At 59.7% G+C, this 21,856-nt stretch carries 30 protein-coding genes; 27 read left to right on the top strand and 3 right to left on the bottom strand.

The window, feature by feature from the left end; all coding sequences use genetic code 11:
* Positions 1 to 276: 276 nt before the first annotated feature.
* Both PIN31009_RS14185 and PIN31009_RS14180 read right to left on the bottom strand, forming a co-directional pair.
* Positions 277 to 678, bottom strand: a complete 402-nt coding sequence (locus tag PIN31009_RS14185; RefSeq protein ID WP_150738918.1) for a hypothetical protein — start codon at positions 676 to 678, stop codon at positions 277 to 279.
* A gap of 34 nt (positions 679 to 712) precedes the next feature.
* A complete protein-coding gene (locus tag PIN31009_RS14180) occupies positions 713 to 1,117 on the bottom strand; it encodes a DNA-binding protein (RefSeq protein ID WP_150738917.1) in 405 nt (134 codons plus the stop codon).
* Positions 1,118 to 1,368: 251 nt separating this feature from the next.
* On the opposite strand from PIN31009_RS14180, the gene PIN31009_RS28465 reads away from it, so the two are divergent.
* The 16 genes from PIN31009_RS28465 to PIN31009_RS14100 all read left to right on the top strand — a co-directional run bounded on the left by PIN31009_RS28465 (position 1,369) and on the right by PIN31009_RS14100 (position 11,065).
* Positions 1,369 to 1,683, top strand: coding sequence for a helix-turn-helix domain-containing protein (locus tag PIN31009_RS28465; RefSeq protein WP_150738916.1), 315 nt, complete (start codon positions 1,369 to 1,371; stop codon positions 1,681 to 1,683).
* On the top strand, positions 1,680 to 3,821 hold the full coding sequence (locus PIN31009_RS14170) for a Mu transposase C-terminal domain-containing protein (RefSeq protein WP_150738915.1): 2,142 nt from the start codon (positions 1,680 to 1,682) through the stop codon (positions 3,819 to 3,821). The genes PIN31009_RS28465 and PIN31009_RS14170 overlap by 4 nt, the downstream gene beginning before the upstream one ends.
* Positions 3,822 to 3,849: 28 nt before the next feature.
* Complete coding sequence (locus tag PIN31009_RS14165) at positions 3,850 to 4,602, top strand: AAA family ATPase (RefSeq protein ID WP_150738914.1); 753 nt, start codon at positions 3,850 to 3,852, stop codon at positions 4,600 to 4,602.
* 28 nt (positions 4,603 to 4,630) lie between these two features.
* Complete coding sequence (locus PIN31009_RS14160; protein ID WP_150738913.1) at positions 4,631 to 5,260, top strand: hypothetical protein; 630 nt, start codon at positions 4,631 to 4,633, stop codon at positions 5,258 to 5,260.
* Between the two features lie 355 nt (positions 5,261 to 5,615).
* Positions 5,616 to 5,924 carry a hypothetical protein gene (locus PIN31009_RS14155; protein ID WP_150738912.1) on the top strand — a complete coding sequence of 103 codons (309 nt, stop codon included), beginning with the start codon at positions 5,616 to 5,618 and terminating at the stop codon, positions 5,922 to 5,924.
* Between the two features lie 57 nt (positions 5,925 to 5,981).
* Positions 5,982 to 6,404 carry a hypothetical protein gene (locus PIN31009_RS14150; protein WP_150738911.1) on the top strand — a complete coding sequence of 141 codons (423 nt, stop codon included), beginning with the start codon at positions 5,982 to 5,984 and terminating at the stop codon, positions 6,402 to 6,404.
* Positions 6,401 to 6,997: a hypothetical protein gene (locus tag PIN31009_RS14145; RefSeq protein ID WP_150738910.1), complete on the top strand. Its 597-nt coding sequence runs from the start codon at positions 6,401 to 6,403 to the stop codon at positions 6,995 to 6,997. Before PIN31009_RS14150 ends, PIN31009_RS14145 begins: the two co-directional genes overlap by 4 nt.
* 25 nt (positions 6,998 to 7,022) lie before the next feature.
* Complete coding sequence (locus tag PIN31009_RS14140) at positions 7,023 to 7,637, top strand: DUF3164 family protein (protein ID WP_150738909.1); 615 nt, start codon at positions 7,023 to 7,025, stop codon at positions 7,635 to 7,637.
* Between the two features lie 16 nt (positions 7,638 to 7,653).
* Positions 7,654 to 8,124: a hypothetical protein gene (locus tag PIN31009_RS14135; protein WP_150738908.1), complete on the top strand. Its 471-nt coding sequence runs from the start codon at positions 7,654 to 7,656 to the stop codon at positions 8,122 to 8,124.
* 70 nt (positions 8,125 to 8,194) lie between these two features.
* Positions 8,195 to 8,626, top strand: a complete 432-nt coding sequence (locus tag PIN31009_RS14130; RefSeq protein WP_246185670.1) for a gp16 family protein — start codon at positions 8,195 to 8,197, stop codon at positions 8,624 to 8,626.
* The gene (locus PIN31009_RS14125; RefSeq protein ID WP_150738907.1) at positions 8,607 to 9,044 is read left to right on the top strand and encodes a Mor transcription activator family protein; all 438 of its coding nucleotides are present in this window, start codon (positions 8,607 to 8,609) and stop codon (positions 9,042 to 9,044) included. The genes PIN31009_RS14130 and PIN31009_RS14125 overlap by 20 nt, the downstream gene beginning before the upstream one ends.
* A 148-nt stretch (positions 9,045 to 9,192) precedes the next feature.
* On the top strand, positions 9,193 to 9,717 hold the full coding sequence (locus tag PIN31009_RS14120) for a glycoside hydrolase family 24 protein (RefSeq protein ID WP_150738906.1): 525 nt from the start codon (positions 9,193 to 9,195) through the stop codon (positions 9,715 to 9,717).
* A 9-nt stretch (positions 9,718 to 9,726) separates the two neighbouring features.
* Positions 9,727 to 9,990 carry a hypothetical protein gene (locus tag PIN31009_RS14115; protein WP_150790655.1) on the top strand — a complete coding sequence of 88 codons (264 nt, stop codon included), beginning with the start codon at positions 9,727 to 9,729 and terminating at the stop codon, positions 9,988 to 9,990.
* 49 nt (positions 9,991 to 10,039) lie between these two features.
* Positions 10,040 to 10,339 (top strand): hypothetical protein, encoded by a 300-nt coding sequence (locus PIN31009_RS14110; RefSeq protein WP_150740883.1) that lies wholly within the window; start codon positions 10,040 to 10,042, stop codon positions 10,337 to 10,339.
* Positions 10,336 to 10,542 (top strand): hypothetical protein, encoded by a 207-nt coding sequence (locus PIN31009_RS14105; protein WP_150740882.1) that lies wholly within the window; start codon positions 10,336 to 10,338, stop codon positions 10,540 to 10,542. Before PIN31009_RS14110 ends, PIN31009_RS14105 begins: the two co-directional genes overlap by 4 nt.
* Positions 10,543 to 10,546: 4 nt before the next feature.
* Positions 10,547 to 11,065: a DUF1804 family protein gene (locus PIN31009_RS14100; protein WP_150740881.1), complete on the top strand. Its 519-nt coding sequence runs from the start codon at positions 10,547 to 10,549 to the stop codon at positions 11,063 to 11,065.
* Positions 11,066 to 11,134: 69 nt separating this feature from the next.
* Here PIN31009_RS14100 and PIN31009_RS14095 read toward each other — a convergent pair whose 3' ends face one another.
* The gene (locus PIN31009_RS14095; protein WP_150740879.1) at positions 11,135 to 11,518 is read right to left on the bottom strand and encodes a hypothetical protein; all 384 of its coding nucleotides are present in this window, start codon (positions 11,516 to 11,518) and stop codon (positions 11,135 to 11,137) included.
* A gap of 134 nt (positions 11,519 to 11,652) precedes the next feature.
* Between PIN31009_RS14095 and PIN31009_RS14090 the strand changes: the two genes are divergently transcribed.
* The 11 genes from PIN31009_RS14090 to PIN31009_RS14040 all read left to right on the top strand — a co-directional run bounded on the left by PIN31009_RS14090 (position 11,653) and on the right by PIN31009_RS14040 (position 21,854).
* On the top strand, positions 11,653 to 13,455 hold the full coding sequence (locus PIN31009_RS14090) for a hypothetical protein (RefSeq protein ID WP_246185669.1): 1,803 nt from the start codon (positions 11,653 to 11,655) through the stop codon (positions 13,453 to 13,455).
* Between the two features lie 8 nt (positions 13,456 to 13,463).
* Complete coding sequence (locus tag PIN31009_RS14085) at positions 13,464 to 15,080, top strand: DUF935 domain-containing protein (RefSeq protein ID WP_174997164.1); 1,617 nt, start codon at positions 13,464 to 13,466, stop codon at positions 15,078 to 15,080.
* Positions 15,070 to 16,374: a PBECR2 nuclease fold domain-containing protein gene (locus PIN31009_RS14080; protein WP_150790654.1), complete on the top strand. Its 1,305-nt coding sequence runs from the start codon at positions 15,070 to 15,072 to the stop codon at positions 16,372 to 16,374. Before PIN31009_RS14085 ends, PIN31009_RS14080 begins: the two co-directional genes overlap by 11 nt.
* Positions 16,375 to 16,472: 98 nt before the next feature.
* The gene (locus PIN31009_RS14075) at positions 16,473 to 17,054 is read left to right on the top strand and encodes a phage virion morphogenesis family protein (protein ID WP_150790653.1); all 582 of its coding nucleotides are present in this window, start codon (positions 16,473 to 16,475) and stop codon (positions 17,052 to 17,054) included.
* 304 nt (positions 17,055 to 17,358) lie between these two features.
* A complete protein-coding gene (locus PIN31009_RS14070) occupies positions 17,359 to 18,465 on the top strand; it encodes a phage protease (RefSeq protein ID WP_150740285.1) in 1,107 nt (368 codons plus the stop codon).
* A complete protein-coding gene (locus PIN31009_RS14065; protein WP_150740286.1) occupies positions 18,462 to 18,866 on the top strand; it encodes a hypothetical protein in 405 nt (134 codons plus the stop codon). The genes PIN31009_RS14070 and PIN31009_RS14065 overlap by 4 nt, the downstream gene beginning before the upstream one ends.
* A gap of 12 nt (positions 18,867 to 18,878) precedes the next feature.
* On the top strand, positions 18,879 to 19,787 hold the full coding sequence (locus tag PIN31009_RS14060; protein ID WP_150740287.1) for a Mu-like prophage major head subunit gpT family protein: 909 nt from the start codon (positions 18,879 to 18,881) through the stop codon (positions 19,785 to 19,787).
* Positions 19,788 to 19,888: 101 nt separating this feature from the next.
* The gene (locus tag PIN31009_RS14055; RefSeq protein WP_150740288.1) at positions 19,889 to 20,497 is read left to right on the top strand and encodes a hypothetical protein; all 609 of its coding nucleotides are present in this window, start codon (positions 19,889 to 19,891) and stop codon (positions 20,495 to 20,497) included.
* 3 nt (positions 20,498 to 20,500) lie between these two features.
* On the top strand, positions 20,501 to 20,926 hold the full coding sequence (locus PIN31009_RS14050) for a gp436 family protein (protein WP_150740289.1): 426 nt from the start codon (positions 20,501 to 20,503) through the stop codon (positions 20,924 to 20,926).
* Positions 20,926 to 21,618 (top strand): DUF1834 family protein, encoded by a 693-nt coding sequence (locus PIN31009_RS14045; protein WP_150740290.1) that lies wholly within the window; start codon positions 20,926 to 20,928, stop codon positions 21,616 to 21,618. Before PIN31009_RS14050 ends, PIN31009_RS14045 begins: the two co-directional genes overlap by 1 nt.
* Positions 21,615 to 21,854 (top strand): hypothetical protein, encoded by a 240-nt coding sequence (locus tag PIN31009_RS14040; RefSeq protein WP_150740291.1) that lies wholly within the window; start codon positions 21,615 to 21,617, stop codon positions 21,852 to 21,854. The genes PIN31009_RS14045 and PIN31009_RS14040 overlap by 4 nt, the downstream gene beginning before the upstream one ends.
* Positions 21,855 to 21,856 lie beyond the last annotated feature (2 nt).

Genomic DNA, 21,856 nt, shown 5'->3' with positions numbered 1-21,856 from the left:
AACAGCGCAATCTTGAGTAGATTTGCGCTGTTCTTGTCACCGAATGTTCGGATTCGCGTCCAAACGCTGCGTGACGGGGGACGTGCTTGCGGATCATTGGCCGCCGGCGGGAAGTCTGAAGAGGGCCGAATCTTGCCGGTTGTCATGGCGTTCTGACGCTCATGCTCCCCTTGTGCACTAGCGTCGTCCAGCAGTCGTTTGAGGCGCTCCACCATGGCCTCGTCATCGTGCAATGCTGGCTGCCCTGCAAGTTCAATGCGCCCAGCATTACATGCATCAGACGGCTAGAGCCTTTAGCATTCTCTCGACTTCTTTTGAATTCGCACCCTTATTTAAGTAGTCGTATAAAACTGCGATGATCTCGGCTGTTCTAGTCGGGGACATTCGACCACCTGCCGAGTGCTCGGCAAGCGCCCTGGTGGCTTGGCTGAGCAATTCCAAGTCCACCTTTCCGCTACGTGGCGGGGCTTCGAGTGAGTTCAATTTGGCACCGCCGACATCTGGTATGTACTTTGTCGGAAGTCTATACACCCTCCTGGTGCCGCCGCGTCCTTTTCTTGTCTCGAAATACCAGCCTTCCAAGGCCGCACGCTCGATGATCTTTCCCTTGGTTGTAGGCAAACCCTTCAATCGCATTGCTGCGATTTCGGCTGCCGATAGGAGGGCTTGTCCGTACACTCGGTGTCCTATTGGGCCTTGTCTTGCTTGCCGATCAGGCGGCCAAGGCCTTTAGCATCCGGGACATATCACCTTGCTCGGCACCTCTGGCGACATAGTCGTAGAGGACGGCGATGATTTCCGCCTTTTTGCCGGGAGCCAAAGTCTGGCCTCGATCGGCAAGCCATTGCTCGAGCGCCGTCGTCGCGATGCGCAGCGCATCAAGGTCAACTCGCGCCGGTTCTGTGCGCCCCTGGTCTCTTTCGTGCCCAGGTTCTGCGCTAGTGCCTTGGAAATACTGTTCCGGCACTCGAAAGACGCGTCGCGTGCCGCCCAAACCCGTCTTCTCCTCTGAATACCACCCCTCGCGCTCCGCCCGCGCGGCTATGCCGATTTTTGTCGTCGGCAAGTCCGGCAATTTCATGGCTACGATTTCGCGTGCTGACAGAAGACGTTTCACCTTGCACTTGCCTTTTGCGAAGCGCTAAGTTTGACTTTGCACTCCGGGGATAAGGTTGAATTCGCCATTTTTATAATTAAATCATGTAGTTGCTTGTCAATTTCTCCGCGAGCGTTTGTGCTGTTAAGTGCAAAGTAGAAAATGAGGTTGACTTTGCACTTCTTTGCACTTACGATTCGTTAGAAATGACGTTTGGGATTTGTTGATCCCAAAAAAACGGCGCTTTCGCCAGTCCAATTTTTGGAGCAGTTATGGGTACTTGCCACGATGACGGATGGCACAAAGAGGACATCAAGGCTGCGATCCGCAAGAAGGGGATCAATATGACAAAACTCGCCAAGATGTTCGGAATACCACCTTCAAACGTCCGAAATGCTTGCGTGCGACCTGTTGCCTCAGGGGAGAAGGCCATCAGCGCATTCATCCAAGTACCGCTTTACGTCTTGTGGCCTGATCGCTGGACCCCGGAGGGGCAGCGAATTAGGCCGCGTTACGCTCATAAGTATATCGGTGCCGCACGATTTAGTCGAAAAAAGTGCAAAGCGAACGGGGGTGATCGGAAATGACCGGCGCTGTGAAGTCGCATTACTCATGCGCCGAGCTCGTCTCAATGGGGTTGGATGGTCTTCCTTCTACAAAGGTGGGGATTGCAGCCAAAGCGGATCGGGAGGGCTGGCCCGTTCGAGCATCGACGGGCATCGGCGGGACACGTAAGGAATACGTTCCTCCGGCCGCGCTAATGTCTCAGATTCGCCAGCGTGCCGCCAATCAGTTGGCAAGTGTCGTCCTGGTTCCCGTCGATCCACGATCCAGAGAGGGGAAGCGGTCGGATCTTATCGAGACCGATGCGCAACGCCTGACGGCAGATGCCCGTAAGGGAATCCTGACCACGCTTGATCGCTTGATGTTGCAGTGTGGCATGTCGCGGCAGTCTGCCATGGAGACTCTTCTGGATCAGGCGGCTTCAGGGGCGCTCGATGATCACGTCGTCATGATGCTCCGGGCCGCCCGTGATAGCCGTGGTCGCAAGGGGAACGGCCTCCCCAGTGTTCGTACGCTCAAGCGCTGGCTGGCGCAGGGCAAGGCTGGCGATCTAGTGCCGAAGTTCAATGAAGTCGACTACGATCCGCCGGTATGGGCCAAGCCCTTTTGCGAGTTCTATCAGCTTCCGCAGAAACCTTCGGTCGAAATGGCATACCGCAATTTTGCCCAGGCATACCACGCGGGCTGCGATTGGGAGTTGCCCACGATCCACCAAGTACGCCGATTCCTCGGGAAACTCGGCAAGGTCTCTCGCGAGATTGGTCGGATGGGGCCACGAGAGCTGAAGAACCTGCGCCCGTTCGTGCGTCGCACCTTCGCTGATTTGTTGCCAAATGACGTATGGAGCGCGGACGGTCACACTTTTGATGCGGAAGTTCAGCATCCATTGCACGGTCGTCCGTTCCGCCCGGAGATCACGGCGATCATTGACATCGCAACGCGCATGATCGTGGGCTTCTCGATTGGCCTGTCCGAATCCAGCCTTGTCGTATTGGAAGCGATTAGTGACGCCGCTGTGCGTCATGGACTTCCCAGCATCTTCTACGTCGACAACGGATCTGGATACAACAACCATCTGCTGAAGAAAGAAGGCACCGGGCTTCAAGGTTTGCTTGGGTTCCAGGTGAAGCATTCGCTTCCCTATAACTCCCAGGCGAAGGGCGTAATCGAACGCTCGCATCGCTCAATTTGGGTCGAGGCTGCCAAGTTACTGCACAGCTATGTTGGGTCGAGCGTAGATCGTGAGCACCGGCTGGCGCATTTCAAGATTACGCGTGCTGCGGTGCGAAAGGGGGGAGTCATGCCTCTCATTGGTTGGGACAATTTCGTCTTGTTCTGTGCCGACCAAGTCGATGAGTACAACAAGCGCCCACACCGATCACTGCCGAAATTCACTGACCCCGAGAGCGGCCGCCGCAGGCACATGTCGCCAGCGGACGTTCTCGCAGGATTCCGCGACAAGGGGTGGGAGCCGATGCAATTGGGGGCGGATGAAGTGAATCGAGTCTTCCGCCCGCGCATCGAGCGCGTGGTGCAGCGCGGTGAGGTTGTGCTCTTCAATAATCGCTACTTCAGCCAGGCACTCACCGAATTCAACGGAGACCTGGTGCACGTGGCTTACGACGTGCATGACGCTCACCGAGTGTGGATTCACCACACAGATGGTCGCTACATCTGCTCAGCCGACGCTGGTGCCAACGAGGCTCCATATTTCCCGATGTCTGTCATCGAACAGGCTCGCGAGAAGCGCCGGGACGCTCGTATCAAGCGATTGGATCAGAAACGAGAGGAGGTGGAAGCCGAATACGTGGGACGTCGCGCTTTGACTGCGGAATCAGGCGACGTGCTGAACATTCCGGGTTTGGGGCGGATAAGTCGCGGGGATCTGGATGCGCACATCGTTGATGCGGAAATCGTTCCGATCAAACCGGCGGTGCAGGTGTTGGTGGATAGCGTGCCTGACGAGACGGCCCAAGAGCAATGGAACACGCCAGAGCAGAGATATGCGCGCTGGATCGATCTGAGAAACCAACGCAGAGACGGTGTCGTACTTACCGAGGAGGATGCCCGCTTTTACGAGAGATATCAGCAGAGCAAAGAATTTGCGGTGCAGAAGCGCCACGATGACGAGGCTGGCGAGGGGCAACTCGCCAGCCTCTAAGAACTACCCAACTAAACACAGGTGAATCATGACAGAAATTGCAACGACCGACAAACCGACAGTCAACCGCATTGCGCAAACGCAGAACATCGCACTGTGCGACATGGCGCTCGAGCGTGCACTGACCCGTAGCGATAGTCTTCCGGCGCTTGTGTGCCTGTACGGCCCTTCGGGTTTCGGAAAGAGCTTTGCGGCTGCCTATGTGGCGAACAAGCGGCGCGCCAGATACGTGGCGGCGAAGTCATCCACTACGAAAACTCACTTCCTAAAATCTGTAATGCACGAGATGGGCATCCAGCATGAGGGAAGGCTGACGGTGCCCGACATGGTCGACGTCGTGTCGGAGGAGCTGGCAGCGAGCGGACGCCCGCTGATCGTTGATGAGTTCGACCACATGGTGAGTCGCAATCTTGTCGAGCTGGTGCGAGACATCTATGAAAGCAGCCAAATGCCGATTCTGATGATTGGCGAGGAAGGCCTGCCCAGCAAGCTCAAGCGATGGGAGCGCATGCACGGCCGGGTGCTGGCGTGGGTGCCCGCACAACCCGGATCCATTGAGGACGCGCGGAAGCTCGCAAGAATTTACTGCCCCAAGGTTGCTGTTGGGGAGGACTTGCTCCGGCGGTTGGTTGACGTGGCCCACGGTTCCGTCCGCCGGATCTGTACGAATCTGGAGAACATCCAGGAGAGCGGGCTCCAGCTTGGGGCCGAAACGATGACCCTGGCATCGTGGGGCGACAGGGAGTTCTACACCGGCGAAGCACCGAAGCGTCGAGTGTGAGCGCGTCAACTGTTCTAGGAGGAAAAACATGGCTATGAAGCCTATTGAAGCGGAAGGTGATGCCGTCGGAGGCAACGTTCAACGTCAACGGATCTGGGAGGCGATACGAGAGAACCGAGCCGAATTCACAGCACGAGCAGTTGCAACGTGCAGCCGCGTGTCGACGGAGACGACCCGCAAGTACCTTCGGTCATTGCAGACGGCAGGCTATATCGAAGTCACCGGCCAGCGCGCACGCGTGACGAATGCAGGGCGGTACCGCCTAAAGAAGGATGCAGGCATCGAGGCTCCCCGTATCGACCTGCGCGGCAACGTCCTTCCGCCGACGTACTGCGAGAACCTGTGGCGAACCATGCGAATTCTGGGAAGTTTCTCCGTGGCGGAGTTGGCCCTGGCTGCCTCGACAGAGGACGTCCAAATCGCCGCCATGACCGCGCAGAATTTCGTCAGATTTCTTGTGCTGGCCGGATACGTGAGGATAGAGGTCGATGCGCGGCGCGGCATCCGGGCGGCAGGCGCGAAGGCGGCAAGGTATCGCCTCATGCCTGGGAAATACACCGGGCCACTTCCACCGATGGTGCAGAAGCGACGCAGCGTCTACGACCAGAATCTGAAGCGCGTTGTCTGGAGCAAGGAGGCTGGAAGTGATGTTTGCTGAGATTCCGAATTGGTTGGAGCGGCTTCGCGCCGCCGTCGAAAAGGAGTCGGCCACGGAGATCGCGAAGCGACTGAAGGTGTCGCGGACGTCAGTGAGTCTACTACTTAGCGGCAAGTACCCGGGCAAGACGGACAGGATGCAGGCGCGAGTCTTGACAAGCCTGTGCGCTGTCGAGTGTCCGCATACGGGAAAGGTATTGTCGCTGGATGACTGCCACGAAATCGCGATGCGACGAATGCCGATGAACAAGCCGTTTGAGATGCCGCAGTGGCGAGCGTGTCGGGTCTGTGTCAATTGCCCCGCAAAAGGAGCCTCTAATCGCTCAAGGCAAACCGCAGGTGCAAAGGAGTAGACGATGAACACACAATTTCCCGCCAACCTCCCTGGCGAAGCGGTTGCGAGCCTTACGTCCAGTCCCGCGCTCATTCTGCGCACCATCGGTGAGCTGGAGGCGAAGGGCTTGGTTCCCCTAGGTTTTGAGCATTCGAAGCACATGCCGCCAACCGTGCAACTGGAGCCGACCAGCGAGTGCATCGCAAAGGTCATGGACGGCACGGCCGTGTATTACGTCGAGTCCGTTGTCGATGGCGTCCGAACCCGAAAGGGCCAGTTTCGCCTGAATGACGTTCGCGTCATCTGGACTGAAAGGGAGGAGATCGCCTAACCAGAGTCAATCACATTTTTTCAGCGGAAATACGCAACATTTTATTAGGACTACGAAATGACGCACACGGAAACCATCCTGAAATACATCGTAGAGCACCCCGGATCGTCGGCTGCTCAGGTAGCGGACGGATGCAATTTGAGCATTGAAGATATCAGTGACCTGCTTCTCCCGTCGATCACCAACGGCAAGGTGATCAAAGACCCCCAGGGGCGTGGATCGGTTGTTTTCTATCACCCGTCCCAGTCCCTCATCCGCGAGTTCCTGCCGGTTGGCGCGCCAGCGCGTGGTCGCCCGCGGAAGGCCGTCGCGCAGTCAACGTCTGACGACGGTGACTTCTCGTGCGGTTTCTACACGGACGGGCGCTTGTGTATCACGAAGAAGAACAAGGAGATCTTCCTGACATCCGGCGAGCGCGCGTCGCTCGTTGGTTTCCTCGACGCCATCAACATCGACCTCATCACTGGAGCAGCGCAATGAACGCACAGCAACGCCCGACCATCGTCAATCCCATTTCGCTCCGTAGCGCAGACGAGCTACGCGCTGAGTTGAGCCGCGTCAACGGTGAGCTGCTCGCGCATTCGACTCAACTGTCCACGGTGTACGGCAAATATCAGTTGCTGACGTTGTTCGCCAACCATGTCTATCGGCAACATCTGCGCGGGGACTTTCGCGGGGTGGCGGCACTGCTTCAGCATCAACTAAACGCCTTGCCTGAGCTGCGTGAGGCGTTCGAGGAAATGAATGACTTCTCGGACTTTTGCCACATCGAGCATTGGGAGAAATCGGCCCGCGCCAAGACTTCCGGCGAGCCGATGCCGGAATACAAGTCCGGTTTCGAAGACCCTTGGCAACTTGGCGACGTGGCAGTGCTGCAACTCAAGCTTGACGACGCCCACCGGGCTGGCATCGAGCAGGCATTGCGCTCCGAGCGGCTTGAAGCCTCGCTGAAGAGCCTTGGCAACGGCGTGTGGCCGTTCGTCACGGCTCACCTTGAGGGTGACCAGGCTGGTGTGCTCGAAGCTGTCGCGAACTTTGTCGAGACATACGTCCGTAGCAGCCCGCGCCACTAAACGATCCGAATTCAGGAGATATCAAATGGAACAAGAAATTCCCGATGGATTTGCGTGTGACGCGCACGGTCGGCTTATCCCCAAGGGGATGGTCAAGCCAATTGACGAATTGCGCGACCAAACGGTGCGCGCTTTGGTGAAAGAAGCGCTGCGCGTGCAGGCGGAACTGATGGAATACAAGCTGCGCGCCTTTACTGATATCGAGGCGTTTGTAGCAGCGAGCTTCGAGCAGTACGGCGTGAAGTCCGGAGGAGCCAAGGGAAACGTCACGCTGATGACGTTCGATGGACGATACAAGGTCGTTCGTCAAATCGCGGAACGCATCCAGTTCGGCGAGCAGTTGCAAGCGGCCAAGGAACTCATTGACGAGTGCTTGCGCGAATGGACGAAGGATAGCGATGGCAAGGTCAAGGCAATCATCAACGAGGCATTCCAAGTCGACAAAGAAGGCAACGTGAATACCGGCCGCGTCCTCGGGTTGCGGCGTCTGAACATTGACGACCCCAAGTGGGCTACAGCGATGCGCGCCATTGTCGATAGCATTCGTGTGACGGGCACAAAGCCGTATGTCCGGATCTACGAGCGCGACGAGTCCACGAAAGAGTACAAGGCGATCAGCCTGGACATCGCTGCTATCTAACCCATCGGAGATTGCCATGAGTTTGAGCAAAGAGCAGCGGGCCGAGCTGGAGGAAGAGCTGGCCTTGCCGTATGGGCGTGTCGACCTGATGTGCGACGGCTTCAAGGTCACGCTTTCAGTGCGGCCGTGGAAGCGCCTGGTCTATCGCGTCATCACCTATGTGAACGGCGAGTATTCGTACCGGTGGGCATGGAACGAAACGCCGTTGCCGGAGCAGAAATTCCTGCGCAGGTCAGTCCGCAAGGTCTGTTCGGCGAAGACCCGGCGCGCAGCGGAGAAGGCTTGCGGCAAGCGCTACGTGAAGAAGGATCCGTTCTACAGCGACACGGTGACGTACTTCATGCCCGACTGGCCGAATGGACGCTCCGCAATCAATCACCTTTGCAAGGTCTGCGAAAGCGTCCAGGTGGTCACGCCAAGTCAGCGCACGACGGTTAGCGTGAATCTTGGAGGCGGCGCACCTCCTGCTTCGGAGGTGACGCCATGACGGCCGACATGTACGTGATCATCTTCGGGCTGGTCTCGTTCGGCTGGATTTGCCGCCGTGACTTGCTCCGTTGGTTCTGGAGGAAAAAGTGATATCGGGCAAGTTGCTGACCCTGATCCATGTTGCCCGGCAGAAACTCGGCATGGACGACGACACGTACCGTGCAATGCTTTTTGAGGCGGCGGGAGTCAGGTCAGCCAAGGACTTGACTCCGGCGACGGCCGAGCGAGTGCTGCGTCACATGAAACGCTCCGGCTTTGTGCCAAAAGAGTCGCTCGGCCGTCGCCCCAAGGTCGCCACAATCTACGAGCCGAAGTTGCGAAAGATTGAAGCTCTGCTCGCGGACGCCGGACGATCTTGGAGCTACATCACGAAAGGGATGGTAAAGCGCATCTGCAAGGTGGACGCCATCGAGTTTTGCCAGGGCGAAGAACTGACCATGCTTATCGCCGCGTTGCAGAAGGATGCGGATAGGAGGCGCAATGAACTTCGGCGACGTTGAACACCTTCTTCCCGAGGTGGCTCAATTGTTGGTTCGGGTGATTGGCATTTCCAAGGCGACGCGTCTCGTGGAGCAACTGGGCGGCACCACCTTCCCGGTGCCGGTTTATCTGACAACGCGGCGGGACGGCGAGGCAAGTTTCGAAGCGTTATCGGAGATCGTAGGGTATCGCGCCGCGACCAACATCTCAAAGTACTTCGGCGGGAACAATCTGTATGTGCCGAAGTGCGAGCGGGCGATGCGTGAGTTGCGTGGTCGTGCCATTCGTAGTGAGTTTGACAAACTGGCGCGGGAATACGGCTCACGTGGGAGCGTGGCGAAACTGGCGAAGAAATACCATATCGCCGACCGTCACGTGTGGCGTATCTTGAAAATGACAGACGACGTACCGATTGACGATCAGGGCACGTTGTTCTGACTCTCTCCTGTAATACCTTTCGGCCCCGCCACTGTGCGGGGCTTTTTCATTGGTGGTGACATCCGCCAGCCCGCACAAGCGCTACCACAAACGTAAAGTTACTTCGTGATGTTGCATGTCACTACATGACACGGACAGGAGTAACTCGATGGCACGAATTTCACCGGAGGTGGCGGGCGGCGCGAACGTTATCGCGCTGCTCGATACCGTAGCTCGCAGCGAGATCGACGCATGGACGCTCGCCAATAGCGACGATGGCTACAACGTCCTGGTCGGCTCGCACGGCCCCATGCGCAAGAGCTGCGGCGGCGAGTTCGCTCCGTCGCTCCTCACCTTCCCTTCGTATGACACGCATCCGAACGTGCTCAATCACGAGCTGGATTCGACGGCCGCTGGCCGCTATCAATTGCTGCATCGCTGGTTCGCGCCTTACGCCAAGGAACTGGACCTTCCCGACTTCAGCCCGCTATCGCAGGACATGATCGCGCTTCAGCAGATCCGGGAGCAGGGTGCGCTGGAGATGATCCAGCACGGGCAATTCGCAATGGCGATTGCCGCCTGCTCGAATATATGGGCGTCGTTGCCGGGAAATAGCTACGGCCAGCACCAGAACAGCCTCGCGTCACTTGCCGAGATCTACAAGGCGTGCGGCGGTCAGATCGCGGTCGGCTGAGGGGCGGCAATGAACCTGCGCGAACTGATCACCGACGCGAACGGCCGATTGAGCCACCTGCAACTATGGCCGAGCATCGCATCAGCCGCTGCGACGGCCGTCTTTCTCTACCAGGGCTTTACCCATCAACTCACGATCTACACGTGGCTGATCTACCTCGGCTGCGTTGGTGGCTATTCCGCTGTCGGCCAGTGGATCGTCGCGTGGCAGTCTCTGCGCGGGTCACGCGACGCATCGAGCGAATCGTTGCCGCCGAGCGAAAAGCCGCCGTAGTGCCAAAACCGGCGCAAAGACTCTTCTAACTATCGATACATGAACGACCATGCAACCCACAATTCAACAACTGTTTTCTGGTAATGGCGGGCTGATCTACCTCATCTCAGTCCTGCTCGCCATCATCAACTTCGGCCTGCTCTTCTTCATCCGCGCTATGTGGGCATCGTACCGAGACCAAGGCGAGCAAATCAGGGGCATGCAGCGTGAGCTGGCCAGCATGCGGGAAACGATGGCCGGTAAGTATGTCACCCGTGACGACTTCAAGTTGCTGCGCGAGGAGTTCCGGAACGGCTGGGACGTGCTGGACAAGAAGCTCACAAACCTACTGACGCGAGGGCAAGCATGAACCGCACGACCTCTGACGATGAGCGCCTGGTCGTATTGCTGCGGGATCTGAACGAGAAGTTGCGCATCGTGCGTGAGCAGACTGAGCAGATCGTCGACCGGTCGGTCATTGGCGGCACTGTTGCAGGCGCGCTCGCGGGTGGCATGGCGGCAGCCGTGGTTACGGTCGGCATGCAGTTGATCCTCGCTGCACTGATGCACTGACGACATGGCCTATCCGAAAAGCGTCCGAGACAAGGTTCGTCGCCGCTATGTCTTTGATCGGATGCCGCTTGAGCAAGCGGCCGCTGCGGCGAACGTGTCGTATGCCACGGCATGCCGCTGGAAACAGGACGCGCAGGACGGTGGAGACGATTGGGACAAGGCACTGGCAGCGCAGTTGTTTTCGGGCGGTGCGATCGAGGATATCACCCGCCAGATGCTGGTCGGCCTGATCACGCAGTACCAGGCGACGATGGTTCTCGTTGAGGAGTCGCCAGACATTCCACCGGCGAAGAAGGTTCAGTTGCTGGCGTCATTGGCCGACGCCTACAACAAGACGATTGGCGCGTCGAAAAGAGTGCTGACCGAAACGAACGAATTGGCGGTCGCGATGGGTGTAATGCGATTGCTGGCTGATTTTGTGAAACAGCAGTATCCGCAATATCTCCAGGCATTCTCGGACGTCCTCATGCCGTTCGGCGATGCACTCACAAAGACCTATGGATCAAACGGGAAAACGAAATGACCCAAATACGTCAGCAACTATTCTCCACGAACGACATGGAGCGCCAACGTAAGCGGGTCGTATCACTTGCTAATGGCCTTTCGCGTCGGGACTGGAAGGCGTTTCGCTTGGCGATCTGTCTGCTGGTGGATGAGGGAGCTTCATTCGATGCAGGAAGTAGAGCGCTAGCCCGATGCGTAGCTCCTCGTCAGAAAGCGGCGGACCAGGCGGCAAAGTGAGGAGTGGGTTTCGTTCGCGTTGATTCGCAAGGGCAACCACGATCATTTGTGTGTGTCGCTCCAGTAGAACGCGCCAAGCACCATCGGAGAGTCCCTGCCATGCGGTTGCAATGTCTTTCTGCATCCGGTCTATGGCTTCGTCCGCCTCGACTTCGAACGCTGCGTCGTATGGCAATACGTTAATCCGGTGAAGACATGATCGAAACATGTCATTCAATGGCCACATGATTTCCATGTATCTGTCACCGGTTATTACCTGTGCTGCTGTCTGCATAAGTTCTTGCATCCGTGATCGGCATTGGCCACCCCGGACCATGGATTTGCCCCAGGTGTTCATTAGTCGAATGATTGAAGGAGAGTGAAAAGAGCATGGGATCCATGGCCTTTTCGGATAAAGAGTTCTTGGCGGATCTGGCCGAACTGGCATCGTCTCTTCGTCGGGATATCGATGCCTTTTCGACCGGTCTCGATCCGTCGCCGGACGCTATAGCGTCTCGGCGAAAACGGGTGCTTTGCGACGCCGATTTCCGGTTTTTCGCATATAACTACTTCCCGCACCACATTCGCGGCGAGTCATCGCTGTTTCAGGCGCACTTCTGTCAGATCTTCCCCCAACTGCTGCTCATGCCGAACGGCGTGCGCGAATGGTGGGTCGCTCCCCGTGGCGAGGCAAAATCGTCGCTGGCCACGAAGATTGGGCCTGTTTTCGTCGTCGCCCTGGGTTTGCTCCAACGCGACGAGATCCGGCGGGAGGTCGGCTGGCAAGGCAACGCCCCGGCGTTTCTCGATTACTTACTGCTACTCGGCGCGGAAACTTCGCTGCCGACCAAGCTGCTCGAAGTCATCAAGACGGAGCTGACCGTCAATTCTGCGCTGGCGCTGGACTTCCCAGAGATCTGCGGCAAAGGGCCCAACTGGAAGGTCGGCGAGATCGTCACGAAGAACGGCGTAAAGATTGAGCCGTTCGGTGCCGAGCAGGCGGTGCGCGGCACGTTCCACGGCGCGAGCCGCCCCAAGGTGCTCTTCGGCGATGACCTGATCACCGATGCCGAGGCCAAGAGCGCTACGGAGCGCGACAACCGCTGGACGTGGCTAGAGAAGGCGACCGAATACCTCGGCCCGCCTGACGGCTCCGTCAAGTTCATCGGCGTGGGCACCGTTCTGAATAAGGACGATCCCATCTCGCGCGCCAATAAGACGGTCGGGCATACCGTGCATCCGTTCAAGGCTATCGAGGTGTTCCCCACCCATATGAATCTGTGGGAGCAATGCCAGGAGCTGATGCTCAACGTCGACCGGCGCGCCATCGCGGCCGCGCAGGAAGAAGGCAAGGTGCTGGACGATACCGAGCTGCCGTCATATCGGTTCTATCTAGAGAACAAGGAAATGATGGACGAAGGCGCGGTCACGTCGTGGCCGCAAGTGCGCTCGCTCTTCTGGCTGATGCGCCAGCGTGCCAAATCCCCGCGCGCCTTCGCGACCGAAATGCAGGGTGACGGACGCGCCGATGAGGATCGTGTGTTCAGCCACATCACCTATTGGGAACACCGTGCTGCGCAGTGGTTGATCTTCGGCGCGTGCGATCCGTCGATGGGCGCGAACGAGAAGAGCGACCCATCCTCGATTGTCGTTGGTGGCCTGGATGTGCATTCACTGAAACTCCACGTTCTGCTTGCCGAGATCAAACGCCGGGTGCCGTCCAAGCTGGAGTCCGACCTGATCAAGATGCAGAAGGAATTCAACTGTCTGGCCATCGGCTTCGAGAACAACAACGCCTACGAGTGGGCGCGGCAGAGTCTGATCAAGGCGGGCCTGCAACAAGGCGTCCCGCTGCCGCTTGTCGGCGTGACGGCCACCGTTGCACCCGAGGTGCGCATCGACTCGCTGGAGCCGTTCGTCACGGACATCGCCGCGCCGCAAATCATTTTCAACAAGGCGCAGACAACGCTCCTGGCGGAACTGGATACCTGGCCAGAAAAGCAAAGCGGCCACCACTACGACGGCCTTACTGCATTGCACATCTTATGGATGATCGCGCAGACGCGCGGGCGAGCGTATGGCAGTCGCTACATCCCGGTTCCCAAGCGCGGCAACTCCGGCACCGACGCGCGGCGCGACCCGATGCGGGATCGACCGTCCGCACGAGGGCGTTTCGGCAACGGGGCAATCTAGAGGTAATCATGGGCAAGATCGTTGATATGAATGGCGTGCCGTTCGAGCGTAAAGCGCTGACTGATCCGCAGTCGTCTCGTGTGGGCTGGCTGCGACAGACCTTCCCAACGCATCCCACGCGAGGCATGACGCCGACCAAGCTCTATCAGGTACTCGACGCTGCTGAGCGCGGGCACTTGCGCGAGCAGGCCGACCTGGGCATGGAGATGGAAGAGAAGGATGGTCACATTGCCGCCGAGATGAGTAAGCGCAAGCGTGCGCTGCTCACGCTCGACTACGACATCCAGCCGCCGAAGAACGCAACCGCCGCAGAGCAGAAGCTCACGGAGGAGGTGCGCGAGTGGATCATGGACATGCCGTATTTCGAGGATTTGCTGCTGGACTGCATGGACGCACTCGGGCAAGGCTTCTCGCCACAGGAGATTGAATGGTCGCGCCTGGGCAAGCTGTGGTATCCGAAGGCGTTTCACCACCGGCCGCAGGGCTGGTTCATGAATCCGCCCGATAACCTCGACGAAATCCGGCTATGCAGCGCGGACATGGCGGGCGAGCCGTTGTGGCCCGGTGGCTGGATCGTACATCGCCACCGAGCCAAATCGGGGTACATCGCGCGGTGCGGTCTGCACCGCGTGCTGGCGTGGACGTACCTCTTCAAGAACTACAGCGCGCGCGACCTGGGCGAGTTCTTGGAAATCCACGGGCTGCCCATGCGAATCGGCAAATACGGGTCGGGTGCCACTGACGCTGAGAAAGATGACTTGTTCGCCGCCATCGTGGATCTGGGGCATAACGCTGCGGCCGTGATTCCCCAGGAGATGGAGATCGACTTCAAAGATGCGGCGGACGGCTCGCATCAGCCATTCATGGCAATGATCGGCTGGTGCGAGAGCACCCAGTCCAAGGTCATCCTCGGCGGGACGTTGACCAGCCAGGCCGACGGCAAGTCATCAACCAATGCCCTGGGTAACGTGCACAACGAGGTGCGACACGACCTGCTCACCTCGGACGCGCGCCAGATCGAGCGCACCATCACGCGCGAGCTGATCCTGCCGATGATCCTGATCAATCGCGGTGGCATATCGCCATTGCGGTGTCCGCGCCTGGTCTTCGAGACGCAGGAGCCTGAGGACATGGCCGCATACGCTGACGCGCTACCGAAGCTAGTCAGCATGGGCCTGACGATGGGCGTGGACTTCGTGCGCGAAAAGCTGTCGATTCCGGCGCCGAAGCCAGGTGAAGCGGTGTTGACAGTACCGCAGCCGCAAATGAGTCTGCCCCAGGAGCTACGACCGGTCGCTGACAGCGTGCCCGCGAGTGCCAAAACCGTCGCAAATTCTCGCTTGACCTACCGTGCGGTGCTTACCAACGCGCAGGGCCAAATCGTCTACCCTGACCAGCACGCGCTCGATGTTGCAGCTGACAACCTGCCTGCCGCCCAACTGGACGACGCGATGGCGGCGATGCTTGCGCCAGTCATCCAGGCGGTGCGCGATGGCAAGACACCCGATGTCGCCATTGAGGGGCTGCTCGAGGCGTACCCGGACATGGACGAATCGCAGGTCGCCGAGATTCTGGCCCGTGCGATCTTCGTGGCAGACGTGTGGGGGCGCCTGAATGTCGATTGACCTCGCTTTTGCGATGGGCCTGCCGCCGGAGAAGGCTATCGAGTATTTCCGCTCAAAGGGGTACAAGATAGGCTTTCGGTGGCAGGACGTTGCCGCCGAGGCCCACGCCAAGGCGTTCACCGTCGCGGGTGTGATGAAGGTCGATGTCCTGCAAGACATTCGCCAGGCGTTGGACAAGTCGCTGGCCACCGGCACGACGTTCGAGCAGTTCAAGCGCGAGCTGGGGCCGGTGCTGGAGCGCAAGGGCTGGCTTGGCAAGGGCATGATTGTCGATCCGGCCACAGGCGAGATCGAAGGCAAGCGCCTGACGCCGCGCCGCCTGCAAACGATCTTCCGCACGAACATGCAGTCGTCGTATATGGCAGGCCGGTACGCGGCGCAGATGGAGATGGCCGACACGCACCCGTATTGGGAGTACGTGGCGGTGCTCGATGGCCGAACCCGGCCCGCGCACCGGGCACTTGCCGGAGCGGTCTACCGCTACGACGATCCAATCTGGCAGACGATCTACCCACCGAACGGTTTCAACTGCCGGTGCCGTGTGCGAACCCGTACTGCTGCATACGTGGAGCAAAACGGCGTCCCAGTACGCAACAGCGACGGACACATGGTCGAGGTACAGATCGTCGACCGTACCGGCCAGACGCAGCCAGCGCTGGCCTACAAAGACCCGGCCACCGGCAAGAAGCTCATGCCGGATCCCGGCTTCGGTGCCAATCCGGGCGCGAAATGGGCGGCTCCGTTTACGCCGCCGCCGATGGACACGCTCCCGCAGACGCTGCCGTCTGGTGCGAGCCTGCCCGATTTGCCCGCCGTCACCTTGGTGAAGCCTAATGCGCTGCTGCCTGCCGGTCGGTCGGCTGCAGAGTATGCCGATGCCTTCCTGTCGGAGTTCGGTGCGTCCGAGGCGAATCCTGTCGTCTATCCCGATGTGACGGGCGAATCGCTCACGATCAACGACGGGTTATTCAAGGATGGCGCTGGCCACTGGAAGGCCGACAAATTCGACCGTGGCCCGTACATGCGCCTGCTGGCCGACGCGCTGAAAGATCCGGACGAGATCTGGCTGGCATGGACGCAGGTCGAGGGCGAGTGGTCGCTGCGCCGCAGATATATCCGGGCGCTGGAGACGGCGGCCGGTGATTGGGGGCTGTCGGTTTTCGAGCAGGGCAGCGCCGGGTGGACTGGCGTAACTACCTTTCCGGCGAAGGTGGGGAAATCGGAGGATGCTAGGCGCGCCTATATAGATAAGCAGCGTGGCACGTTCCTGCGCTATCGCAGGCCGCAGAAATGAGAATGGCCGCGCTCGCTCGCGGCCATTCGTATCGCAGTCCTTCATCGATCCGGCAGCGAGGCCGGGATATACGACTGCGGTGACAAGGAGTATACCAAATGCATGAACTGGTCATTGATACGTCAATGTTCGATTCTCAGATGGAGCGCTATCAGGCGCTTCTGAAGGATGCGACGCCACTGATGGGGCTTCTTGCTGGCCTCATGCACAACGCTGTGGAAGATAATTTTGCCGAGCAAGGCCGCCCGCGCTGGTTGGGGTTGAGCGACAAGACAAAAAAGCGAATGGGGGCGTCGGCGGGCGATCACAAGATATTGCAGCGCAGCGGCCGCCTGGCCAGCAGCGTTCACCCGAGCCACGATGCCAACACGGCGCGCGTGAGTACGAACGTGGTCTACGCCGCGATCCACCAGTTCGGCGGCACGATCCAGCGCCACCCAATGTCGGGCCACGTGCGTCTGCGCACCGGGCGTGACGGCAAGTTGCTGCGCCAGGCCGATCACCCGCACCTGGCCGTGTTCGCGAAGGCTGGCCACAAGCAAGTGTCCGTCAAGCGCTGGACGCGCTCCGAGGGCTGGTCGATCCACATCCCGGCCCGCCCGTTCTTCTCAATGACCGAGTCCGACTGCCAGAATGCCGAGTCTGAGGTATCGGCGTATCTGCGTCGCCTGTTTGACTGATGGCGGCCCAGGATTCCCATCGTTTCAAAAATCGGCCGTTTAAGCCGCTGCGACTATGGGGGTATAGCAAACCATAGGCAGCAGGACGCGAAGCCCGCCATCGTGTTTAGACCCCCCGTTAGTGTCGATTCCGCTATCGGGGTGGCGGTGCAAATCCCAGCCTCGCGCCTCCGGGGTGCCAATTCCTGCCTTCTGTAACCCGTTCTGGGGTGTCGCCTATATATATTAGCGACGCCCCATCCGCCCCAAAGCTGGTGACATCCGCCAGCATCCCCAGGCTTTCATAAATCGCCAACATGGCGACATGGACAAGCCACTCATCGCCTCCCTCTCGATTCAGATCACGCCCGGCACGGGCGTGGTGCAGTTGGTGCCTGCCGGAGATTTTCGCGCTAACGACGGTCGCCCGTTCGAGTGCGCCGCCTGGTGCTTGACCGACGAGAACGCTCAAAAGATCGTGTCGGCCCTTGCCGCCTGCGCAAAGCCGATGGTGATCGACTGGGAGCACCAATCCCTGTATGCCGCCCAAAGCGCCCAGCCTGCACCGGCCCCAGCTGCTGGCTGGTTCAAGACGCTGGAATGGCGTCCCGGCCAGGGCTTGTATGCCACCGACGTGAAATGGACGGCCCGTGCGGCCGCTTCCATTGACGCCGAAGAGTATCGATACATCTCTCCGATATTCGCCTACGACAAGAGCGGCAACGTCACGAAGCTGCTCAATGCAGCCCTTACCAACAACCCGGCGCTAGACGACCTGGACGAGGTTCAACTCGCCGCCGCCAGTCGTCTCGCCGGTGACAAAACCCCACCGCAATCCCCGCCAATCCCGGCGGACAAATCTCAGGAGTTACCCATGAGTGCACTTATGGCCGCCTTGCGGCTAGTGACGCGACTGCCGGAGGCGGCGACCGAGGCCGAGGCTGTCGTCAGTCTGACCAAGCTGGCCGAGACGGTCGGCGCGACCAAGGAAAATCCGGTCGACCTGACGGAGCACCTCGCTGGCCAGCAAACGCAGATTGCTGCGCTGACCAATGCCACGCCCGACCCGGCCAAATTCGTGCCGATCCAGGTCATGCACGACATGCAGGCCAAGATCGCCGCGCTCACCAGCGGCCAGCAGCAAAGCGAGGTCGACGGTCTCGTCACTGCCGCCCTGGCCAGCAACAACCTGCTGCCGTCCCAAGAAGCGTGGGCGCGCGAGCTGGGTAAGGCCAACATCGAATTGCTCAAGCAACACCTGGCCAATAGCACGCCGATGGCGGCTCTCGGGAAGATGCAGACCAACAGCAAGCCCCCGGCCGGTGGTGGTGCTGCCGACCCGAACGCCCTGTCGGCTGAAGCAATCGCGGCGTGCACGCAACTTGGCTTGTCGCAGGAGGACTTCGCGAAGTCCAAGGTAGGTGGCCAATGACCGCCATTGCAGAGGATCGCAACACGCCGTACATGGACGGCCAGATCGTGCCGGTGCCGGTCAAGGCTGCGACGGTGATTCACGCGGGCCTGATTGTCTGTGCTGACGCCACGGGCTACGCCATCGAAGGCAAGACCGCCGACGACCTGACCTACCTCGGCTGCGCCGAGCAATTCATCGACAACAGCAAGGGCGCGGACGGCGACATGTTCGTCCTGGTGCGCCGCCTCAAGGCGTTCCAGTGGGCGAATGACAGTGCCGACCCGGTGTTGCAGGCCGGACTCGGCAAGCCCTGTTTCATCGTAGACAACCAGACCGTCGCCGCAACTGACGGCGGCGCAACTCGCTCGCAGGCTGGCATCGTGGTGGAAATCGATGCTGACGGCGTGTGGGTTCAGTAAGGAGAGAACAACATGATCGTCAATGCGCAATCCATTGCCATCATCTTTCAGGGCATCAACGCCATCTTCAATAATGCGTTCGGCGCGGCTCCGAGCACTTGGCAGCAGATCGCCATGAAAGTGCCGTCCGTCGGCCGCGAAGAGCACTACGCCTGGCTGGATCGCTTCCCGGCCATGCGCAAGTGGGTCGGTGACAAGCACATCAAGGCACTCAAGGCGCACGGTTACACCGTCCGTAACGACGACTTCGAAGCTACCGTCGAAGTCGACCGTAACGACATCGAAGATGATCGCCTCGGCATCTACGCCCCGCAGGCGCAAAGCGCGGGCTTTTCGGCAGCGCAGTTGCCTGACGACATTGTCTACGCCCTGGTCAACGGCGGCTTCGAGAACGCCTGTTACGACGGCCAGTACTTCTTCGATACCGACCACCCGGTCGGTGATGGTGTGGCGTCGAACAAGTTCGACATGCCGCTCTCCATTTCCACTCAAGCGGCGGCGATGGCTTCGTATGGAGCTATGCGCACGGCTATGCGCAAGATCAAGGACGACGAGGGCCGCCCGCTGAATGTGCGCCCGAACATTCTGCTTGTCGGCCCCGGTCAGGAAGACGTAGCCAACTCCCTCATGACGAGCGACCGCCTCGAGGACGGCAAGAACAACCTGTACAAGGGCACCGCCACCGTTGTGTGCGATGCCCGTATCGAATCCGACACGGCGTGGTTCCTGCTCGACGCCACCAAGCCGGTTCGCCCCTTCGTTTATCAGGAGCGCAAGGCACCGGTGTTCGTGGCGCAGTTCGATATGACCGCTGATGACGTGTTCATGCGCAAGCAGTTCAAGTTCGGCGCAGAGGCGCGTGCGGCTGGTGGTTACGGCTTCTGGCAGCTGGCGGCCGGCTCCACCGGTACCGGTCACTAATCAGCCACCAGAGAACGGCCACGCGACGCCGATACGCGTGGTGAAAGCGTGACCGGAGCATCGGCTCAAGCGGCTCCGGTCATGAAATCGATGAGGACATTATGGAAAAGCAGAAACACCCGGCGATCAGGGTCGCATCGCGCCCGGAGACGTTCCGCCGCGCTGGTCGCGTGTTCGGCCGTGAGCCGATCACGCTGGTGCTCGCACAGTTGAGTCCCACCGAATACACGGCGCTCACGACGGACAAGTCGCTGGTCGCCGTCGAGACGGTGGTGGAGCGAACGATGGCCGAGGCCGAGAAATTCAAGCATCTCGACTCGGCGCATGTGAAGGCTGCCGTGGCACGCATGGCCACCAGTTCGACCACCGTCGAGAGTCAGCCGGGCGAGTGCGCTGCTGGTGAATGTCGGCGCGAAGCGGAGCTTTCGAATCGCGCGCAGGAACTGGACAGGCGTCACGAGGAGCAGTTCCGGTTCGAGTCCGAGCTGAAAACAATCGAAGGCGCATTGCTCGTGCGCGCGTCGGAGCTGGATGCGCGCGACACGGCGCTCACCGAGAAAGCGGCCGAACTGGACAAGCGCGCCGAAGCCCTCGACGCCCGCGAGCAGGCATTGCAGGCCGCGAGCGAGTCGAGCGCTGGCCAGACCGATTCCAGTCAGGCCAAACCCGCCGCCACGGCCAAGTCCGCTGACCATCAGGGGAAGCGATAAATCATGGCCTACGCCACGCGACAGGACATGGTGAATAGCTTCGGCGAGTACGAAGTCAGAGCCCTGACAGATCGAAACGACACCGGCGAGATTGACGACGCGGTGCTCGCGGCCGGACTCGAAGATGCCAGCGCCGAGATCGACACCTTCCTCGGCAGTCGCTACAGCCTGCCGTTGCAGATCGTGCCGCGCTTCCTTGCGAGCAAGTGCTGCGATATCTGCCGCTATCACCTGACCGGGGCTGGCACGACGTGCACCGAGGAAATTCAGAAGCGGTATGACCTCGCGATCAAGTTTCTGAAGCTGATCGCGACCGGGCAGATAACGCTCGGCGCTGACGCAACGGGTGCCACGGTCGAGGCGAAGAACGTCGTCAAGTTCAATCGCGGCACGAAGATCTTCAGTAACCGGGATCGCGGAGGCTATTGATGAGCGAGACCATCCGGCCGGTGAAACCGGCATATGTCCCGATCATTGCGGCCGTCGAGCTCGCCATCGTTGATCGCCTGGCGCGTGGGCTGGGGAGCATGGTCAAGGAGGTCAAGACCTACGGCGGCGAGTTCGACATGGACGACTTCGAGAACGTCGTGCGTCGATTCCCGGCCGTGTGGGTCACGTTCGCAGGTGTCAAGCGCACCGATCCCGTGAGCACGAGCCGAGCCAAGTTCAAGGCCGAGGCCACGTTCGCTGTGATGGTAGGGGCTCGAAACATTCGCGGCGAGGAGTCGACTCGGCATGGCGGCGTCGCCAAGGACGAGGTCGGCACGAACATGCTCATCACCTGTGTGCGGCGTCTTCTCAATCAGCAGGACATGGGTCTTCCCATTCGCGAGCTTCAACCTGGTGTGATCAAGACGCTGTTTAACACCAGTGTCAAGTCGGACGCGAAATCGGTGTTCGCGATGGAGTTCCACACCGCTTGGGTGGAAGACAGCCTGTCCATCGGTGGCTTCCCGCAGGGTGGGCCCGACGACCCGCTCGGTGCGGTGTTCGAACAATACGGCGGCCAGATCGATCCGCCATCGCCTGAATTCCGGTCGCTGGTCATGAAGTACTACCTGGAGCCCAACGATGGCGAGCCCTCGCTGGAGGATGTGGTGATTCTGAAGGAGAACCCATGAAAGTTATTGCGAGAAAGGGAGTGCGTGTCCCTTGCGAGAATCACTCGCGCAAGTACATCACTGATGCGAAGGCGGGGGTGGTGAAAGAGAGCGCTTATTACATGCGCCGCGTCTTCGACGGCGATCTGATGGTCGTTGAAGACGTGCCGCAGGTCGAAGCCGTCGAAGCCGTCGAAGCCAAACCGGATGCAGAAGCCCCGGTGACCACCGCCAAGCGTGGCGGCAAGGGAGCGTAAGA

This window comes from Pandoraea iniqua, assembly GCF_902459685.1.
Taxonomy (GTDB): Bacteria; Pseudomonadota; Gammaproteobacteria; order Burkholderiales; family Burkholderiaceae; genus Pandoraea; species Pandoraea iniqua.
The sequence above is the reverse complement of the archived record's forward strand: the minus strand, read 5'-3'. Positions and strand labels throughout refer to the sequence as shown.

What these genes read in the sequence shown, in the direction of transcription:
- PIN31009_RS14050 (WP_150740289.1), top strand. Translation starts at nt 20,501, where the DNA reads ATGGCCTACGCCACGCGACAGGACATGGTGAATAGCTTCGGCGAGTAC.
- PIN31009_RS14115 (WP_150790655.1), top strand. Translation starts at nt 9,727, where the DNA reads ATGAACCTGCGCGAACTGATCACCGACGCGAACGGCCGATTGAGCCAC.
- PIN31009_RS14095 (WP_150740879.1), bottom strand. Translation starts at nt 11,518, where the DNA reads ATGGAAATCATGTGGCCATTGAATGACATGTTTCGATCATGTCTTCAC.
- PIN31009_RS14075 (WP_150790653.1), top strand. Translation starts at nt 16,473, where the DNA reads ATGCATGAACTGGTCATTGATACGTCAATGTTCGATTCTCAGATGGAG.
- PIN31009_RS14105 (WP_150740882.1), top strand. Translation starts at nt 10,336, where the DNA reads ATGAACCGCACGACCTCTGACGATGAGCGCCTGGTCGTATTGCTGCGG.
- PIN31009_RS14125 (WP_150738907.1), top strand. Translation starts at nt 8,607, where the DNA reads ATGAACTTCGGCGACGTTGAACACCTTCTTCCCGAGGTGGCTCAATTG.
- PIN31009_RS14110 (WP_150740883.1), top strand. Translation starts at nt 10,040, where the DNA reads ATGCAACCCACAATTCAACAACTGTTTTCTGGTAATGGCGGGCTGATC.
- PIN31009_RS14145 (WP_150738910.1), top strand. Translation starts at nt 6,401, where the DNA reads ATGAACGCACAGCAACGCCCGACCATCGTCAATCCCATTTCGCTCCGT.
- PIN31009_RS14090 (WP_246185669.1), top strand. Translation starts at nt 11,653, where the DNA reads ATGGGATCCATGGCCTTTTCGGATAAAGAGTTCTTGGCGGATCTGGCC.
- PIN31009_RS14120 (WP_150738906.1), top strand. Translation starts at nt 9,193, where the DNA reads ATGGCACGAATTTCACCGGAGGTGGCGGGCGGCGCGAACGTTATCGCG.
- PIN31009_RS14070 (WP_150740285.1), top strand. Translation starts at nt 17,359, where the DNA reads ATGGACAAGCCACTCATCGCCTCCCTCTCGATTCAGATCACGCCCGGC.
- PIN31009_RS14100 (WP_150740881.1), top strand. Translation starts at nt 10,547, where the DNA reads ATGGCCTATCCGAAAAGCGTCCGAGACAAGGTTCGTCGCCGCTATGTC.
- PIN31009_RS14060 (WP_150740287.1), top strand. Translation starts at nt 18,879, where the DNA reads ATGATCGTCAATGCGCAATCCATTGCCATCATCTTTCAGGGCATCAAC.
- PIN31009_RS14160 (WP_150738913.1), top strand. Translation starts at nt 4,631, where the DNA reads ATGGCTATGAAGCCTATTGAAGCGGAAGGTGATGCCGTCGGAGGCAAC.
- PIN31009_RS14135 (WP_150738908.1), top strand. Translation starts at nt 7,654, where the DNA reads ATGAGTTTGAGCAAAGAGCAGCGGGCCGAGCTGGAGGAAGAGCTGGCC.
- PIN31009_RS14170 (WP_150738915.1), top strand. Translation starts at nt 1,680, where the DNA reads ATGACCGGCGCTGTGAAGTCGCATTACTCATGCGCCGAGCTCGTCTCA.
- PIN31009_RS14045 (WP_150740290.1), top strand. Translation starts at nt 20,926, where the DNA reads ATGAGCGAGACCATCCGGCCGGTGAAACCGGCATATGTCCCGATCATT.
- PIN31009_RS14150 (WP_150738911.1), top strand. Translation starts at nt 5,982, where the DNA reads ATGACGCACACGGAAACCATCCTGAAATACATCGTAGAGCACCCCGGA.
- PIN31009_RS14065 (WP_150740286.1), top strand. Translation starts at nt 18,462, where the DNA reads ATGACCGCCATTGCAGAGGATCGCAACACGCCGTACATGGACGGCCAG.
- PIN31009_RS14085 (WP_174997164.1), top strand. Translation starts at nt 13,464, where the DNA reads ATGGGCAAGATCGTTGATATGAATGGCGTGCCGTTCGAGCGTAAAGCG.
- PIN31009_RS14140 (WP_150738909.1), top strand. Translation starts at nt 7,023, where the DNA reads ATGGAACAAGAAATTCCCGATGGATTTGCGTGTGACGCGCACGGTCGG.
- PIN31009_RS14040 (WP_150740291.1), top strand. Translation starts at nt 21,615, where the DNA reads ATGAAAGTTATTGCGAGAAAGGGAGTGCGTGTCCCTTGCGAGAATCAC.
- PIN31009_RS14155 (WP_150738912.1), top strand. Translation starts at nt 5,616, where the DNA reads ATGAACACACAATTTCCCGCCAACCTCCCTGGCGAAGCGGTTGCGAGC.
- PIN31009_RS28465 (WP_150738916.1), top strand. Translation starts at nt 1,369, where the DNA reads ATGGGTACTTGCCACGATGACGGATGGCACAAAGAGGACATCAAGGCT.
- PIN31009_RS14165 (WP_150738914.1), top strand. Translation starts at nt 3,850, where the DNA reads ATGACAGAAATTGCAACGACCGACAAACCGACAGTCAACCGCATTGCG.
- PIN31009_RS14080 (WP_150790654.1), top strand. Translation starts at nt 15,070, where the DNA reads ATGTCGATTGACCTCGCTTTTGCGATGGGCCTGCCGCCGGAGAAGGCT.
- PIN31009_RS14055 (WP_150740288.1), top strand. Translation starts at nt 19,889, where the DNA reads ATGGAAAAGCAGAAACACCCGGCGATCAGGGTCGCATCGCGCCCGGAG.